We start from the raw sequence: 16,285 nt of genomic DNA on the forward strand, positions 1-16,285 counted from the left end.
TGTTCACCGCGCGTCGCGGGCTTTCAGTGGCTTGCTGAAGGCCAGTTGCGTGGCGAGGTCTCCGGCGTGAGGCCGGGAAAGTCGCCGATAGCCGTTCTTGACATAGAAAGCAGCGGCTTCCGGCTGCCGAGGACCTGTGCTGAGATAGATTTCAGTGTATCCGAGGCGTGCGGCGTGATCCTCAAGGGTCGTCAACATCCAGGCCGCGAGTCCTCGCCGCCGCCAGTCCGGATGTGTCCACATTCGCTTCACTTCGGCGATATGTGAATAGCGCCGACGAATCGCGCCGCTGACGACAGGGGTACTCCCCTCAGCCACAATGACGAAGATTCCGTCCGGCGGCATGAAACAGGTTGTCCCGTAGTCGACTAATTCTTGACGTGACGTGTCTGTCTCATACCTGCTGTCGTACTCGGCGGCAAGCCTGTCAAACAGGGAATCAACCAACGGATCACCGTGCGTGACGGTATTGACGGTGAGCGTGGAGAAACACGCAGGCACTGGCTTGGTGTCGGGCTTGGGTCGGTTCATGGTCCTCCCAAACGACGCCCGGCAGCCCTGACTGCCGGGCCATGGGGAACAGCGTCTAGCCGAGCCGCGGAAAGTACTGCCCGTCGAGCAGCGGCCCCTGCGGTTCGTCGACCACGGGATAGAACGGTCCGGCACCGCCGAGGAGCCACGCCGGGATGCCGTCGCGGGTCGGTTCGTCGATGACCGCCTTGGTTCCGTCGAGCACCGCGTGCACGGTGGTGCCCCTGCGCGGACGATCGCTCTGGTTCGGCAGGGAGCCGTGGATCGTCAGGGGATGGTGGAAGAGCACGGATCCGGCCGGGACCTCCGCGGGCACCGGATGGAACTTCGCCCGCTGCTCTTCGGTCAGCTGGCGGGTGAACGAGTCGGGGTCGGTGTAGATCTTCGAAGGGCGCTGGAGGAGCACCCCCCACTTGTGGCTGCCTGGAACGTACTGGACGCAGCCGTTGGACACATCGGCGTCGTCCAGGGCGATCCAGCAGGTCACATGGTTCATCGGCTGGGCATAGGTCTGGTAGGAGAAGTCCTGGTGCCAGGCCACGACGCCCTTCTGCCGCGGGGGCTTCCAGAACAGCTGGTCGAAGAGCAGCCGGCCGGGACCACCCAGGATCTGCTGGATGGCACCGACGATGGTCGGGTGCCAGATCAGGTCGTGGAGACTGCGTCGTACTCGCCAGCCGCCGACACCGTGGACCTGGCCTCCGGTCTTCGAGGCGTCGGAGTGGTACTCGAACCAGAGGTCACGCCCATCGTGCTCGGGGTCACTGATCTCCTCGATGTCGGCCCTGATCTCGGCGATCTCGTCGGCGGAGAACACCGGAAGCCCGATCAGGAAGCCGTTTTCCCAGTAGCTGTCGAGTTGCTCCTGAGTGAGGGCCTGCGGGTTCGCGGGCTGCGGCCAGGGCCGAATGGCTCCGTGGGTGGTCGACAGGTCTGCACTCATGACTCGTCCTTTCGTTCGCTGTCCGTTGTCCTTGCCGAAAGCTGCGCGCTCCAGCGCAACAAACACGTTCCGGTCGCCATGCCACCGCCGAAACCGGCGAGGAGTACGAGGTCACCGGGTCGCAGAGCGCTTTCGCGGTGAGCCTCGTCGAGAGTGACCGCGATGGAGGCGGCTCCGGAGTTGCCGTAACACGCGACAGTCCGGTGTGTCCGGGCGTTCTCCAGGTCGAGCAGGCCGGTCAGCCGGTCGAGGAGCGCGCCGTTGGCCTGGTGTGGTACGAAGTGGTCGACCTCGGCGGGAGTGACGCCCGCCTGCGCGAGCACGTCCTTGACCGCGGTCGGCACCTTGGTCAACGCGAACTCGCTGACCTCCCGGCCGCGCATGTGCAGCACATGCTCCCTGTTCTCGACCGTCTCCTGGGAGGCGGGTCGGCTGCTGCCTCCGGCCGGAACGACCAAGAGGGAGGACAGATCGCCGTACCCGGTGAGATCAGTCCCCAGGATTCCCTGCCCCGCGGGGACGCTGCCCAGTACCGCCGCGCCGGCCCCGTCGGACAGGAGGACCGCGGTGGCACGGTCCGACGGGTCGATGAACCGTGACCAGATGTCGGCGCCCACGACAAGGGCTCGGCCACCGTGTGCCGTGGCGAGCAGGCCGGCGGCCACGGCCAGGCCGTAGACGAAGCCGCTGCACGCGACATTCAGGTCGAAGCACCCCGCCTGCCAGGCTCCAAGGCGCTCCTGGAGAAGTGAGGCCGTCGGAGGGAGCGGATGGTCACCCGTGGTCGTGGCCACGATGATGTAGGTGAGTTCATCCGGCCTGAGGTCTGCTTGTGCGAGGGCGCGGACCGCGGCCCGGTGGGCCAGATCCGATGTCGCCTCTGCTTCGTCGGCGTAGCGGCGGGTGAGGATTCCCGTCTTGCGTTCGATCCACTCGGTCGTGACGTCGAATCTCTGGGCCAGTTCGGCGTTGGTGACGACCTGTCCGGGAACGTAGGAACCTGTTGCCAGGATGCCGATCGGGGCGGTCGTCATACGTACTCCCTCGCGAACGGCGTCAGGGCGGTCTCGCCGATGCGTTCCCGTGCCGCCGGGTCCGTGATGCCGAGCCCGGTGCGCGGGGCCAGGCAGAGCACGCCGATCTTCCCGATGTGTTCGTTGAGCTGGACGAGCCTGCCCGCCTCCCCGATCTCGTCGAGCGGGTACACCTGGGAGAGGATCGGGGCGATCTTGCCTAGCTTCGCCAATCGGATGGTTTCCCACTGCTCCTGTAGGTTCGCCGCGTGGCTGCCCACGATGCGCTTCAGCTTCATCCACAGATAGCGGTTGTCGTACCGGTGCTGGTATCCGGTACTCGATCCGCAGGTCACCACGACACCGCCACGACGGACGACGAACATCGACACACCGAAGGTGGCTCGGCCGACGTGCTCGAAGACGATGTGCGGATCCTCACCGGTCTCCCGACGAATGATCCGTCCGATCCGCTTGCCCGCCTCGACCACCGCCGCCGGGTCGTCGTCGATCTCGACACCGAGCTCTGACCGGTTGATGACGACGTCACAGCCGAGTCGCCGCAACACCGCCGCCTTCTCCTCCGAACCGACGACGCCGACAGGAATGCCGCCGGCCTGCTTCACGAGCTGCACGGCATACCCGCCCAGGCCTCCCGAAGCCCCCCAGATCAGGACGACGTCGCCGATCTTCGTCCGCGCCCCGCGCTCACTGATGAGCATGCGGTACGCGGTGCCCGCGCACGCCGGGATGCTCGCCGCCTCTTCCCAGGTCAGGTGACCGGGTTTGGGGATGAGCTGGCTGGCTCGCGCCACCGCGTAGTGGGCCAGACCACCGAAGTTGGTCTCGTAGCCCCAGGCCTTCTGTCCTTCCCCCAGCATGCCGTCCCACTGGGTGACCGGCTCCTGATCGTCGACCTGGATGGGGCTGACCAGGACGTGGTCGCCGACGCTCCATCGGCGGACTCCGGTCCCCACCCGCACGACTACACCGGCCGCATCCGAGCCGAGCACGTGAAAGGGCTGGTCGTGGCGCCGGTCCCAGCCTCCTCGCGCGCCGAGTTGACGCAGGAAGTCGAACGTGGGCAGCGGCTCGAACGTGCCGGACCACACGGTGTTGTAGTTCACCGAACTCGCCAGCACCGCGACCAGGACCTCGTCGGGCGCCAGTTCGGGCATGGGTACCCGGCCGACCCTCAACGACTTGCGTACGTCCTTGTCCTCGACGCCGTGGAACAAGCCGACGTCCTCGACCCTGGTGTGCGCCGCGGTGTAGTCCGTCGGCACAGGGGTGTTCGCGAGCACATCCGGGGGCGCGCCGACTACAACTGCCTCTGACAAAGCGTCCATAGCTACCTTCCGGTCTCTGATGTCATCCCAGTGGCCAGGTGTCGAAACGTGCCTGCGCCGATATCGCGATGTCGGCTTCGATGAGTTCCTCGAGCCTGTTGCCGTCGCGGGCGAAACGCCGCGCCACGGCTTCTTCGTGGACCTCCACGACGTCGGCCGGGAACGGCAGGTCGCCCAGCCTGGCGATGCGGACAGCGCCCTCGCAGTCCCGCACCGGCAGCACCTCGCCCGCGTTCCAGAGGCTCGGCGAGAAGGGGATGTCGAGCCAGCCGTGACTCACAGCCAACTCAACCGCCCTGGACACGTCGCCGTCCGCGGCCTCCAGAGCCTTGTCGACGATCGCCTGTGTCTCCGCCCGGATGAGCCGTTCCTCCACGGCGTCCGCCGCGGTCCTCGCCGGCGCCGGTCCCGCTCGTTCCCGTCGGCAGATCTCGTCCACCAGGAGAAGACTGTCCCGGTTCTCCTCGCCGTCCGGAATGTGGAGGGCTTCCACGGACGTCTTCAGCATCAGACGCACCACGTCCGCCCGAGCCGCCGAAACGGCCGAACCCACGAGTATCTGCCGTGCCTTGGCCTCGGAACGCGGGAAGGGACCCATGTACTGGTGCCACACCACGTCCACGGCGACATCCCGATGTCCGTGTGCCGCCAGATAGTCGAGGGCGAGCGCACGCATCACCCGGGTCGCGGCCAGGTCCTGGCGCCGGTTGCCCTGCTCGGCGTACCCGAGGGTCACGGACCGTACACCGGCCTGCGCGGCCAGAAGTGCCTCGAAGACGTTGACCGCCACGGCCAGGCTGGGTGGCACCAGGCAGGCGGTCATCACCCCGAAGAACTCCCGGTCGATCACCACTCCGTAGTCGGACCAGTACCGGCCGGCGAGCTGGTCCACGTACCGCCAGCTCTCCAATGAGTCACGGACCGGATAGTCCCGGTAGTACGGGAGGTTGTACGACAGGGCGCCGCCCTCGAACGCGCTGATGCCCGCGCCGAAGGTCAGCTCCGCCAGCAGCCGGGGATCCCTGGTGCTGTGCCGCACCTGCATGGGCAGGGAGCGGAACTCCGATGCCAGGCTCGCCATCTGGGCCATACCGATGTTGACCGCGGGAAACCCGTTGAGTACCGAATCCGGCGACGGTTGTGTGGAGGCGCCTTTGAGGATGCCCTCGATCTCGCTGTACCGGTTGTTGCGGGTCAGCGAGTCGATCTGGAAGGAGAGGACGTCCGCTCCCGCGTCGCGCATCGTGCTGAACAGTTCGCGTTGCCGCTGGGGATCGGACACACCGATCCGTGGCTGGATGAGGATCCTGCCCTCGTCATGGGCGTCGCGCTGGCATGCGGCCAGGCTGGAAGTGCGCCGTAACCGCTCCGCGTTGGCGTCGAGGTCCGCGGCCGCCCATCCGGTGTGCCAACCGAACAGAACCTCCTCACGTTTCTCCGGGAACAGGCCGGGGCGGACGGAGCCTCCGCCTCTCGGCGGCACCGGCGTACCCCGATGTCGCTCCGGTTCCAGCGCCTCGGTCGCCTTCCCGTCGCGGACACGGCAGGGCAGGCCGGCCAGGTCCGCGGCGAGGGTGTCCAGCACCGAGCGCAGTGCGGCGTACCCGTGGAACACCCGGTCGAATCCCAGTGACTTGAGCTGGGCCAGGGTGGTTTCGTCCCCGTCCAGTGCCGGATAGCCGCCCAAGTACCAGATCCGGTCCGCGACCTGATGCTCTCTCTGGGTCTCGGTGAGGCTGCTCAGGTAATACTTCGCATGCCCGTCCATGTTGCTGACGAGGACGGCGTCCGCGTCGGCCGCCCACGCGCAGACGTCGTCCACGCTGTTCTGGGTGCCCAGGAAGAGGACACGGTAGCCGGCGCGGATCAGGCCCGCCCGTAGCACCGTCAGGCCCACGAAGTGAGCGTCGCCACCGACCCCCGCGAGCACCACCGAGCGCTGGGCTTCCATATAGCTCACCTCCCCGTCCCGGCCGCGGCGACCTGGGCGGGAGGACTGCCCGCTTCGCCCCGGATGAGCGTCACCAGGTGTTCCGCCAGCTCGACCGGCGAGCCCAGCCGGAGGCAGACGTCCACGGCCAGTGGGACGCCGAAGGCCTCGACCAGGGCGTTGCGGAGCTGAACCGCCATGAGCGAGTCCAGACCCAGGTCACGGAGACGGGCGTCGGCCTTCGCCGCCTCCCCCAGGACCTTCGTGACGATCTCGGTCACTCGCGTCAGTGCCATGGCACCGGCCGTCGCGGACTCGCCGGCGCTCAGGAGCCGGGAGAGTTCCGCGGCGGCGGAGCCGTCCTTCCGCCGTTCCTCAAGGCTGTCGGCCGGTGTCCGGGCGAGACCGTCGTAAGCCCGCTGCTCCGCGGCATTCACGCCGCGCCGCCATACGGTCCAGTCGTTGGCGAGGACGGCTCCGGCTCCGGAGGTACGCCCGAGCAGGTTGCCCAAGGCTCGTTCGCCCAGGTCCTGCGACAGGGGCCCCATTCCGGAATTCCGCAGGGTGTCCAGGAGGCGCGTGTCGTCAGCCAGGAGGCCGGTCTCCGCCCAGGGACCCCACGCCAGGCTCTGGCCGGGCAGGCCGGTCGCGGCCCGCCACTCCATCAGTGCGTCGACCAGGGCGTTGGCAGCGGCGTAGTTGCTCTGCCCGGCGTTCCCGAGGACACCGGAGGCAGACGTGTAGCAGGTGAAGAAGTCCAGCTGGGAGCACTCGGCGAGGGCCAGATGCAGGTTCCAGGCCCCGAGCGCCTTGGCGCCGAGTGCCTTGCGGATCCGGGCCGGGTCCTGATGGTGCAGTGCGGCGTCGCTCAACTGTACGGCCGCGTGCACCACCCCGCGCAGGGGCTGTCCGGGCCGTTGGTGGCGTCGTACCAGCGCAAGGACGGCCGCCGTGTCCCGGACATCGGTGTAGTCGAAGCCAATCCTCTCCTCCAGCCCCGGTACCGCCTTCGCGATGTCGTCCAGCGCTTGACGCCGCCGGGTGGGCCCGTCGTCGGCACGACCGACCAGGACCACTCGGCCCGCCCCCGCCCGCAGCAGCACCCGAGCCGTCGTGGGGCCCAGACCGCCCAGACCGCCTGTCACCAGGTAGGTTCCCGCGGGGTCCAGGTCGCCCCCGGGCTTCGTCGTCGTGACGGGTTCGGCACGGACGACACGGCGGCGCAGGCGTGTCCCCTTCCGGTAGGACACGTCAGGCTCGTCACTCCGCGCCAGTGCGTCCAGTACGGCGTCCACATCGGCGTCGAGTCCGCCGTGGTCCGCACTGTCCGTGCGCTTGCCGTCGCCGGGCCGGCCCGGGTCGAGGTCCACTCGGAAGCAGCGCAGGTCCGGGAACTCACGCACGGCACAGCGCGCGACCGCGGCCGCCATGGACTGGGGCGGAGAGAGCCGAGTACCCGCGGCTCCGGTGCCGCCCCGGGTGATGAACCAGGTGCGGAGCGGCGCTGTGGCCCCGGTGACTTCCTGGAGGACGCGCACATGGCCCGACACCAACCGCTCGGTGACCGCGCCGAAGGTGTCGGCGTCCCACCGCTCAGGCCGCACATCGGGGTCGACGGCTGCGTCGACGACCGTGTCGAGGGCCTGGAAGCAGAGAACGCCGGACAGCGGAAGGGACGGCGAGCGCAGGAACTCGGCGAGGGACCGCCCCTCCACCGTGACGGCTCCGGTACCGATGTCCTCAGAGGTGAGCCCGGTCACCGAGGTGCAAAGGTGCCCGAGTTCCTGGAGCCTGGCGCCTACGGCGGCCGCGACGCCGGAAGAGTCGGGGATCACGAGCCAGTGGCCGCGGAGCAGGCGTGGCCGCTCGGGCGATTCCTCGGGCTCCCAGCTCACCTGGTGGTACGGGACGTGCGGCACCGCGGACAGGTCCGGCTCGTCCTCGGCCTCGGTCTGCATCCAGTGCCGTCGCCTGTCGAACACATACGTGGGAAGCGGCCGCCGACGGCCTCCGGCGCCGGCCGTGACCGCCTCCCAGCCGACCCGGACCCCCTTCTCGAACAGGGCCGCCAGCGATCCGAGAGCGGTTCGGCGGGCATCGGTGTCCGGCCGCAGAGTCGGCAGCACGGGCACGTCGAGACCGGGCCAGCCGGTGGCCACCGTCCCTGCCAGCACCGGAGCGGGCCCCACCTCCAGCAGGGCCGCGGGGCGACGCGCGAGCACCTGCTCGAACCCGGCCGCGAACTGCACCGTCTCACGCAAGTGCCGTACCCAGTACGCGGGATCGGTCAGCTGTTCGTCGATGGGGCCGCCCGTCAGGGTGGAGACGAAGGAAAGGCCCGGAGGCCGGAGCCGGACCTTGTGCGCCGCCGCGGCGAACTCGTCGAGTACGGGCTCCACGGCTTCGGAGTGCCCCGCCGGGCCGAAGCCGAGATCCTTGACACGGCCTCCGGCGGCGGCGACCTGGGCGGCGACCGCCTCGACGACGGCCGCCCGGCCCGACACCACGGTGCTGACCGGACTGTTGACGGCCGCGAAGGACAGGGGCAGGCCCAAGCGGTCGGCGATGTCGGAGACCTGCTGACGGCTCGCTTCCAGCACGGCCATGGATCCGCCAGGGGGAATCGACTCGAGCAATCGTCCCCGGGCGGCGACCAGCCCGATCGCGTCGTCCAGCTCCAACACGCCGGCCGCGTGAGCGGCCGCGAACTCCCCGAGGCTGTGCCCGATCACCACTCCGGGCCGCACTCCCCATGACTGCCACAGCGCGTACAGCGCGGCCTGGAGGACGAACTGCGCGGGCTGCCCGATGCTCAGCGGCCGGTCCTTCCCGAGGCCCTGGACCAGTACCTCGGTGGCGGACACACCGGTCTCGGCGCGCATCACCGGATCGGCGGAGCGGAGCACGGCCCGCACCGGATCCTCGTCGTACAAGGCCCCGAGTCCGGGTGCGGCGGGGAAGTGTCCGGTGAACATGAACGCGACCATGGGGTCCGTCACCGCGTGGGCCGCTTCCCGGCGTCCCTCGGCGACCGACCGGAGCGCATGGTCCAGCTCGTCGCGGTCGCGGACCACGAGGCCGACCCGGCTGAGGTGGTGCTCCCGCCCGAGGGCCATGGTGTGGGCGATGTCCGCGACCGATGCCTCGGCCGCCGCACCGGCGCCTTTGCCCCACACGGCGGCGCTGCGGGCCAGTGCGGTGTCGCTGGCGGCGCTCAGCGGGATCAGATGCCAGCCGACGGGGTTGGTGGTACGAGGAGACGGTGTCTGCGGTGCCAGGTACTCCTCCACGATCACATGCGCGTTGTTGCCGCCGAGGCCGAAGGCGCTGACACCCGCGCGGCGCGGGGTGCCTCCGGAACGCCGTGGCCAGGCACCTCGCTCGGTGACCACGCGGAACGGGCCCTCGTCGAAGGGCGCGTCCGGATGAGGCCGGACGAAGTGCAAGGTCGGCACGTGCGTGCCGTGCCGGACACATAGCAGGGTTTTGATCAGCCCGGCCATTCCTGCCGCGGTACCGATGTGCCCGATGTTGCTCTTGACCGATCCCAGGCCGATGGCTCCTTGTGCGGCCGGATCCGCTTGGGCGAAGACGCTGTTCAATGCCGTGACCTCGATGGGGTCACCCACCGGGGTCGCGGTGCCGTGCCCCTCGACATAGTCGATGTCGGTGCGGTCCAGACCCGAGACCGCGAGCGCCTCGGCGATGACGGCGGCCTGTCCCCTGCTGGACGGGGCGGCCATCCCGGCCTTCCGCGCCCCGTCGTTGCCGACCGCGCTGCCGCGTATCAGGCCGAGGACGGGGTCCCCTGCGCGTTCCGCGTCCGCAAGGAGTTTGAGTACGACCACGCCGGCGCCGGAGCCGAAGACCGTCCCACTCGCCTCGGCGTCGTAGCTGCGGCAGCGGCCGTCGTGCGAGAGCACCATGCCGGGCTCATGGAGGTGCCTGTTCAGCTGTGGGACGCTCGCGTTGGCCGCTCCGGCGAGCGCGATGTCGCACTCGCCGTTCAGCAGGCTCTGTGCCGCAAGATGGACGGCGACCAGACCGGTGGCGCATGCTGCCTGAACCGTGATCGCGGGTCCGCGCAGGTCCAGCCGGTAGGCCACGCGAGACGTCAGGTAGTCCTTGTCGGCGGCCATCATCGCCTGAAGGTCGGCGCTGTCGTCGAGGAACGTTCGCCGGGAGTTCAGCATGCCGGGGAGCACGTTGTTCACGAGGTAGCTGGAGATCCCCACTCCGCCGAACAGGCCCACTCTGCCCGCCGATGAGGAGGAGGCCGGCGGTATCCCGGCGGATTCCAGCGCGGACCAGCAGCATTCGAGGAACATCCGGTGCTGGGGATCGAGCAGCGCGGCCTCGCGTGCGGACATCGGGAACAGCGCCGTGTCGAACCCCTCTATGTCCTCGACGACGGAGCCGGCCCACAGCACGCCGTCGGCGGAGCTGGTCACGCGCCGCACACAGTTCCGGCCGTTCACCAGGTTGTCCCAGAAACTCTCCACGTCCGGCGCCATCGGCAGCCTGCAGCCGATCCCGATGACGGCCACCGTGCCGTCGGGGGGTGGTGACGCATTCATCGGCCCCTCCGTCCCTCGCGGCGTGCGGTGCGTCGGTCCGCCCTTGCGGACGCGCGTGCGCTGATCTGCCCACCACGTCCACGATCCGGCGGCGCGGAGGTGCTGCCGGGTTCGAGAGCCGCCGCGAGAGCCCTGGCCGTCGGATGGTCGTAGAGCAGGACGATGGGTACGTCCTTGCCCAGGGTCCGGCCGAGTGCGGCGCGTACCTGTGCCGCCCGCAGCGAAGTGCCGCCCAGTTCGAAGAAGTTCTCATCGACGCGGATGTCGTCATGCCCGAGGGCCTCCGCGTACGCTCCTCGCACCAGAGCCTCCAGAGACTGCCGTTCCGCGACGGGGGTGGCCCTGTCCTGCGCTGCCGGGTCCTCGCCCCGAGGCGGCCCGACCAGCCCTCGCAGGGCATCGCGGTCGAGCTTTCCGTTGACGGTCATGGGGATCGCGCTCACTTCGTGAAAGCGCAGGGGAACCATGTACGCCGGCAGCCGGCCCCTCAGGAACGCCCTCAACTGCCGCGAGGCCAACGGCGCCACCAGCCGGTCGGCCCTCGGCACCACATAACCGACAAGGGTCGTCCCGGACTCGGTGGTCTCGGCGTCCACCGCGCACTCCGCCACCCCGGGGTGTTGTGCGAGATGCGACTCCACTTCGTCCGGCTCGACCCGGAAGCCGTCCACCTTGACCTGCCGGTCGCGCCGGCCACGGAAGACCAGCACGCCGTCCCGCCACTCCACAAGGTCCCCGGTCCGATAGCCACGCCGCGGTCCGGAGATGAAACGCTCCGCGGTCAGATCCGGCCGTCCCACGTATCCGCGGCCCACCCGTACTCCGTACACGACCAGTTCACCGGGGCCGTTCGAAGGCGGTGTGCCGCCGGCGCCGTCGGCGATCTCCACCTCCACATGAGGCAGCGGTGTTCCGATCGGGGCGGTGTCCGGCCAGGTCGTGGGGGGACCGGATGCCGTCCAGGACGTGACCACATGGGTCTCGGCGGGCCCGTAGTGGTTGTGCAGGCGGCACCCGTCCAGCCGGGCGAAGAAGCACCGTACGGCAGGTGTGATGCGCAGTTGGTCACCGGCACAGATCACATCGGCCAACGTGAGCGGCAGGAACTCCCCGGTCGGATCCGCCTGTTCCGCGAGCAGTTGCAGCGCCGCGGTCGGCAGGAACAGCCGGTGCACCGAGTTTCGTCGCAGTTCCGCCAACAGCCGTGCCGGGTCCCGCCGTACCGGTTCGTCAATGACGACGAGTGTGCCTCCGGTGCACAGCGTGGCGGCAATCTCCTGGAACGCGACGTCAAATCCCACAGCCGCGAAGAGCGCGGTCCTCTGCCCCGGCCGGCCCCCTTCCGCCTCGTGCCACTCGACGAGTCCGCGGAAGGCCGACTCCCCCATCTGGACGCCCTTCGGCACGCCTGTGGACCCGGATGTGTACACCAGGTACAGGATGTCGGCCGTCGGGCGGGGAGCGACGGCAGGGCCGGCCGCTGCACGTTTCTGACCGGCCACGTCGTCGGTCCCGAGCGTGTCACCTGCCCGAGTCACAGCGATGACGGGCAGATCGCCGATCGGGACGTCCGCGTCGTGGTCGGCGACTTCGGAGGCCACGACCACGGCCTTGGCCCCTGATGACGCGAGCATCGCCGACAGCCGGGCGGCCGGCATCCGTGGATCAAGGGCCAGATAGGTGCAGCCGGCCCACCAGACCCCCAGCATGGCGGCCACCCCGTCGGCGCTTCTCGGCGCACGCACGGCGACCACCGAACCAGGCGCGGTGTGCAGTTCGACACGGCGGGCCACCGTCGCGGCGCGCGCGACGAGTTCGGCGTAGGTGATGTCCTCGCCGTGGTCGACCACCGCCACCGCCCGAGGCGTGCGGGCGGCCTGGCGGGCCACTCGCACGATGACATGGGCGTCCTCGGCCGTCATACCGCCTGCCCCGAGGAAAGGCCGGCCGGATGGTCGTGGACCGGGCGTCCGATGTCGTCCTGGCCGTAGATCCGAACCAGCCGCCTGCGCCGGGAATGCTCGGTGAAGGCATTGCGTCCGTGGAAGAACTCCTCGTTCCGCCAGAACAGAACCTCGCCCCGGCGCAGCGGAAACGTGAGCTGCTCGGCGGTGTTCAGGATGAAGGAATCGACGGCGTCGAGGGCTTGCGTGAGCTCCCCGGGGCCAGGGCGTCCGGCCAGTCGCCACCCGGCCTCGATGTACTTGCGCAGGTAGCGTCCGCGCGGCGAACTCGATTCCCCCGAGCCCTCCTTCCTCTCGGAGCCTTCGGCGTCGCGCAGCACCGGGGCCCACCGCCGTGGACGCTCACGATCGTCGTCCGTCGCGAAAGGCTGGTCGTCGTGGAGCAGCGGCAGCAATGCGGGGTGGGACCGCGCAAGGTGCCGGTGGACAGACTTGACCGGGACCAGGACGGTCTCACCGCCTTCGTCGGCCTCGGACAGACACAGCAGCACCGCGACATCCGGGGGCAGCTGGAGAAGACTGCCGTCGGTGTGCAGCCCTCCGGCAGCGGCGCTCGCGGAGTAGTGACTCGAGCTCGGCCCACCGGCCCGCACCTCGACCGGGTAGATCAGCTCGCCGGTCTCGTACTGCGCGACGGGCCGCAGCAACAGGGTGACCAGATTCCATGTGGCCACGGTCAGTTCGTGGTCGTTCAGAGCAGTCGGAAGGCCGACCACCGCCAGCCGTTGGCTCGCGATCTCCTCCGCCAACCGAACGGTGTGCCCGAGAGTTTCCCCACCGACCGGGGCAGCGCTCGTCGGCCAGTCCGTTAGGGGGGAATTCGGGCGCACTTCTCGATCCAGAAGATCGTTCACCCGATCGAAGATGAAAGGCATACGTATCCTTCTTCGGTGTCGGTCGACATCCGTTGGCTACCGCGCCCGAACTCGTTCGAAGGCATCGCTTTCCGCACATTCGAGAGCTGTCCGGGCCAGTGGACTGGTCCGCGGATCCGCATCCAGATAGGTCTGCATCGTGGTGGTGGTAAAAGCGAAGGAAAGTCGGGTCGCCGGGTCTGCGAATACCAGCACACCGCCCTGGCCGTAATGCCCGAAACAGAGGGAGTCGACGCCGCCCATAGGGCGGGTGGGATCGGGGAGCATGAATCCGCTGGCATAGCGGCGGGGCCAACCCACGACCAGGTCCGGACCGTCGGCTCTCGTCGCCACCGCGGCTTTCAGCGCACCCTCACCGAGCAGCCGGATCCCGTCGACCTCGCCGACCGCAGCGGCGAACAGCCGACTGAGCGATCGCGCGTCACTCACGCAGTTGGCGGCCGGCACCTCGGCGGTGAGGTACTCGATGGAGTGTTCCAAGGGAGCCAGGTCCGGATTGCCGAGGGCGCTCGCCAACAGCCCGGAGTCGAACCGGTCGGGTATCGCCGGGCGCGCGCCCGGAGCCGATCGCAGCGGCTGCACGCGTGGGAGTTCCGCCATGGGCGTGCCGATCCACAGGTCCAGGCCGAGCCTCGAGCTCAACTCCCTGGTGACCAGCTCTCCGACGCCACACCGGGTCGCCCGTCTGAGGACCTCCCCGACCAGCCATCCGAACGTCAGGTCGTGGTATCCGTGCCTGGTCCCCGGTTCCCATCGGGGCCGCTGGCGTTCCAGCAGTTCGACTGCGGGATCCCAGCTCAGGGCGTCGGCGGGCGTGATGGGCCGGTCGAAGACCGGGAGTCCGGCCTGATGACTCAGCAGCAAACGTGGCGTGATGTCCTGTTTGCCGGCGACGGCGAAGCCCGGCCACACCTCGCTCACCGGCGCGTCGAGATCGACTGCGCCCCGCTCGTGCAGTACCGCCGCCAGCAGTGCCAGGACGCCTTTGGACACGGATCGAACGACTTGGAGCCCCCGTGCGGGCCAGGGTCCACCTGTCAGGTCGACAACTTTGCGGCCGTCGAGGTGCACACACAGCTGGGCCGCATGTGGGCCGTCGTCGGGAAACATGTCCGTGAATTCCGTCACCAGCTGACTGAATTGCTGCAATTCGGATCCCTACACCGCGCGCCTGTGCGCACCATGGAAATGGCACGATCTGGGTCGTGAGCAATTGAATCTTTCGATGTTCAATCTACCCAGCGCATCGGCGTGGCCCTACCTTGCAGAGATCATGTGACCGATGTCGGTCACACTTCCCTTTCAGCCTTGACAAACGCACTTCGCCTGTTGCAGTGCATGTCGAATTACCGCGAGGAGGCCAGTTCGCTGGCCAGCTCCACGGCGTGCTCGGTCGTGAAGGAAACGTTCGGCAGTTCGGCACGGCTCTCGATGGCCGCTCCTCGTTTGCGCTCCGACAGAGCGCTGTGGTCGGCGTTGAGGCGCACCGCGTGGTCAGATGCGGCAGGGCCGCGCAGTAACAGAGAGAGGGTTCCGGGCCTCGCCGTGGCGGCGTGCACCTGGTCGGCACGCAGGACGTACAGGCTCCCCTTCGCCTCGGTCCGGACATGCAGGGGACGCACGGGCCCTGTTGCCAGACGGTCCGTCACCTCGTCGACCGTTCCGTAGAGATGGTGCTCGTAGGAACCCCGGAGGATGGTGGAGGCAAAGCACCAGCGGTGGTTGTGCGGTCTGCCATGGGGGTCGGTGTCACCGCCCAGCCAATGCTGCAGCCGGAGCCGGACGCCGGTACGGGGATCGTCGTACACCGTGAGGCGGTTGCCCCAGGAGCGCACCTCCGACAGGCTCAGGAGCCGATCGTCCTTGGCGGCCGCGGTGACGAGTTCGTTCAGGGTGCCGGGTTCGCGCAGCACGAGCAACGCGGACCGTAACGCCGTTTCCACCCCTGCGCAGTCGGACCAGTCCACGTGGGAGAGGGTCGGCCACGGTGCCGTGGCGCTCATGCCGGCAGGTGGTGCTGACGGGCGATGCCGACCGCGTACCCGGGAGCCAGTGCGCGCCCTTCGGGAAGGGTCAGCCACAGCCGCAGCAGGTGACGCTGTTCGTCGGAGGTCTCGCCGTTGACGAAGGCGTCCCGGGCGTGCAGGACAGCGTGGTTGTTGATGAACTGGGCGTCGCCGACACGGAAGTCCATGGTCAGCGCGACACCGTCCTCGTTGGCGATCCGGTCCGCCAGCGCCAGCACCTCGGTCTGGGCGGGGCTGGGCGGCGGCGGGCCGTCCACGGCCGACTGCTGGAGGTACTGGGGCCTGCCGCTGGAGGCGGCGCGCTTGCGCCACGACGGGCGCCGACGGAAGGAGAGCTTGCCGTCGACCCAGGAGACATGGGAGGCGGCATAGTAGGGGCGTACGTCACCGTCGGCCTCGTCGCGGTTGTTCATCCACAGCGGTTCGGCGAGGGCGACGACGAGGTCCGGGCGACGGCGCAGGATCTCGTTGAAGACCAGCGCGGAACTGGCGATGCGGGAGGTCCCGCCCGAGCGCGACCTGGCCAGGCAGAGCAAGGAGACCACATCGCACCAGTCGGTGTGGAACGGGAGTTCCACCGAGGTCTGGTAGGCGAACCGGTCCGGACCGGGCGCACCGTCCTCTCGGACGTCGGCCAGGTAGAGCTCGCGCTTGTCCTGGGGTGTCGGCGTTCCCACCGCCAGCCCGAGCGCCCAGTACAGCACCGCGGACCGACGAGTGGGCACGTGCGCCACCGGAAGTCCGCGCACCAGGAGCACCCCGGGGCCGTTCTCCAGCACCTGTCGCCACCGCCGCGCCTTGTCCGCGATGCGGGGTAAACGGAATGCGGCGGGATCGGCCAGGTGCAACGGACCGTCCACGTCGGGCAGTTGCTCCAGTTCGTCCAGATCCTGCTCGTCGAGCTCCACCAGCCACTCCTCCGGCACGGCGGCCAGCTCGGCACCCCGCCACACCTCGGGGCCGTTCAGGGGGGCGTCGGGGAGGGAGTCCGTGAAGACCTGCTGAGACAAGGGTTTGCTCCCGTCGAGACGTGGGCAGATTGGCCGAATTGGCCCGAATTCACCATGGATAACCCG

The 16,285-nt window shown here is 68.9% G+C and carries 11 protein-coding genes; all 11 read right to left on the reverse strand.

Annotated features, from left to right (window positions below):
* Nucleotides 1–3 precede the first annotated feature (3 nt).
* The 11 genes from ACFY1U_RS39665 to ACFY1U_RS39715 all read right to left on the reverse strand — a co-directional run bounded on the left by ACFY1U_RS39665 (nucleotide 4) and on the right by ACFY1U_RS39715 (nucleotide 16,219).
* The gene (locus ACFY1U_RS39665; protein WP_390698894.1) at nucleotides 4–531 is read right to left on the reverse strand and encodes a GNAT family N-acetyltransferase; all 528 of its coding nucleotides are present in this window, start codon (nucleotides 529–531) and stop codon (nucleotides 4–6) included.
* 55 nt (nucleotides 532–586) lie between these two features.
* Entirely contained in the window at nucleotides 587–1,474 is an 888-nt protein-coding gene (locus tag ACFY1U_RS39670) for a phytanoyl-CoA dioxygenase family protein (protein WP_390698895.1), read from the reverse strand.
* Nucleotides 1,471–2,508 carry a 3-oxoacyl-ACP synthase III family protein gene (locus ACFY1U_RS39675; protein WP_390698896.1) on the reverse strand — a complete coding sequence of 346 codons (1,038 nt, stop codon included), beginning with the start codon at nucleotides 2,506–2,508 and terminating at the stop codon, nucleotides 1,471–1,473. The genes ACFY1U_RS39670 and ACFY1U_RS39675 overlap by 4 nt, the downstream gene beginning before the upstream one ends.
* The gene (gene ccrA / locus ACFY1U_RS39680) at nucleotides 2,505–3,836 is read right to left on the reverse strand and encodes a crotonyl-CoA carboxylase/reductase (protein WP_390698897.1); all 1,332 of its coding nucleotides are present in this window, start codon (nucleotides 3,834–3,836) and stop codon (nucleotides 2,505–2,507) included. The genes ACFY1U_RS39675 and ccrA overlap by 4 nt, the downstream gene beginning before the upstream one ends.
* A gap of 22 nt (nucleotides 3,837–3,858) precedes the next feature.
* Complete coding sequence (locus tag ACFY1U_RS39685; RefSeq protein WP_390698898.1) at nucleotides 3,859–5,787, reverse strand: hypothetical protein; 1,929 nt, start codon at nucleotides 5,785–5,787, stop codon at nucleotides 3,859–3,861.
* A gap of 5 nt (nucleotides 5,788–5,792) precedes the next feature.
* Nucleotides 5,793–10,343: a beta-ketoacyl synthase N-terminal-like domain-containing protein gene (locus tag ACFY1U_RS39690; protein ID WP_390698899.1), complete on the reverse strand. Its 4,551-nt coding sequence runs from the start codon at nucleotides 10,341–10,343 to the stop codon at nucleotides 5,793–5,795.
* A complete protein-coding gene (locus tag ACFY1U_RS39695) occupies nucleotides 10,340–12,265 on the reverse strand; it encodes an amino acid adenylation domain-containing protein (protein WP_390698900.1) in 1,926 nt (641 codons plus the stop codon). The genes ACFY1U_RS39690 and ACFY1U_RS39695 overlap by 4 nt, the downstream gene beginning before the upstream one ends.
* Nucleotides 12,262–13,056 carry a TauD/TfdA family dioxygenase gene (locus ACFY1U_RS39700; RefSeq protein ID WP_390698901.1) on the reverse strand — a complete coding sequence of 265 codons (795 nt, stop codon included), beginning with the start codon at nucleotides 13,054–13,056 and terminating at the stop codon, nucleotides 12,262–12,264. Before ACFY1U_RS39700 ends, ACFY1U_RS39695 begins: the two co-directional genes overlap by 4 nt.
* A gap of 162 nt (nucleotides 13,057–13,218) precedes the next feature.
* Nucleotides 13,219–14,292, reverse strand: a complete 1,074-nt coding sequence (locus ACFY1U_RS39705; RefSeq protein WP_390698934.1) for a serine hydrolase domain-containing protein — start codon at nucleotides 14,290–14,292, stop codon at nucleotides 13,219–13,221.
* A gap of 236 nt (nucleotides 14,293–14,528) precedes the next feature.
* On the reverse strand, nucleotides 14,529–15,185 hold the full coding sequence (locus ACFY1U_RS39710) for a hypothetical protein (RefSeq protein ID WP_390698902.1): 657 nt from the start codon (nucleotides 15,183–15,185) through the stop codon (nucleotides 14,529–14,531).
* On the reverse strand, nucleotides 15,182–16,219 hold the full coding sequence (locus ACFY1U_RS39715) for a TauD/TfdA family dioxygenase (RefSeq protein WP_390698903.1): 1,038 nt from the start codon (nucleotides 16,217–16,219) through the stop codon (nucleotides 15,182–15,184). Before ACFY1U_RS39715 ends, ACFY1U_RS39710 begins: the two co-directional genes overlap by 4 nt.
* Between the last annotated feature and the right edge of the window lie 66 nt (nucleotides 16,220–16,285).

It is taken from the genome of Streptomyces sp. NPDC001351, from assembly GCF_042896045.1.
Lineage (GTDB): Bacteria > Actinomycetota > Actinomycetes > Streptomycetales > Streptomycetaceae > Streptomyces.

What these genes read in the sequence shown, in the direction of transcription:
- ACFY1U_RS39665 (WP_390698894.1), bottom strand. Translation starts at nt 531, where the DNA reads ATGAACCGACCCAAGCCCGACACCAAGCCAGTGCCTGCGTGTTTCTCC.
- ACFY1U_RS39670 (WP_390698895.1), bottom strand. Translation starts at nt 1,474, where the DNA reads ATGAGTGCAGACCTGTCGACCACCCACGGAGCCATTCGGCCCTGGCCG.
- ACFY1U_RS39675 (WP_390698896.1), bottom strand. Translation starts at nt 2,508, where the DNA reads ATGACGACCGCCCCGATCGGCATCCTGGCAACAGGTTCCTACGTTCCC.
- ccrA (WP_390698897.1), bottom strand. Translation starts at nt 3,836, where the DNA reads ATGGACGCTTTGTCAGAGGCAGTTGTAGTCGGCGCGCCCCCGGATGTG.
- ACFY1U_RS39685 (WP_390698898.1), bottom strand. Translation starts at nt 5,787, where the DNA reads ATGGAAGCCCAGCGCTCGGTGGTGCTCGCGGGGGTCGGTGGCGACGCT.
- ACFY1U_RS39690 (WP_390698899.1), bottom strand. Translation starts at nt 10,343, where the DNA reads ATGAATGCGTCACCACCCCCCGACGGCACGGTGGCCGTCATCGGGATC.
- ACFY1U_RS39695 (WP_390698900.1), bottom strand. Translation starts at nt 12,265, where the DNA reads ATGACGGCCGAGGACGCCCATGTCATCGTGCGAGTGGCCCGCCAGGCC.
- ACFY1U_RS39705 (WP_390698934.1), bottom strand. Translation starts at nt 14,292, where the DNA reads ATGTTTCCCGACGACGGCCCACATGCGGCCCAGCTGTGTGTGCACCTC.
- ACFY1U_RS39710 (WP_390698902.1), bottom strand. Translation starts at nt 15,185, where the DNA reads ATGAGCGCCACGGCACCGTGGCCGACCCTCTCCCACGTGGACTGGTCC.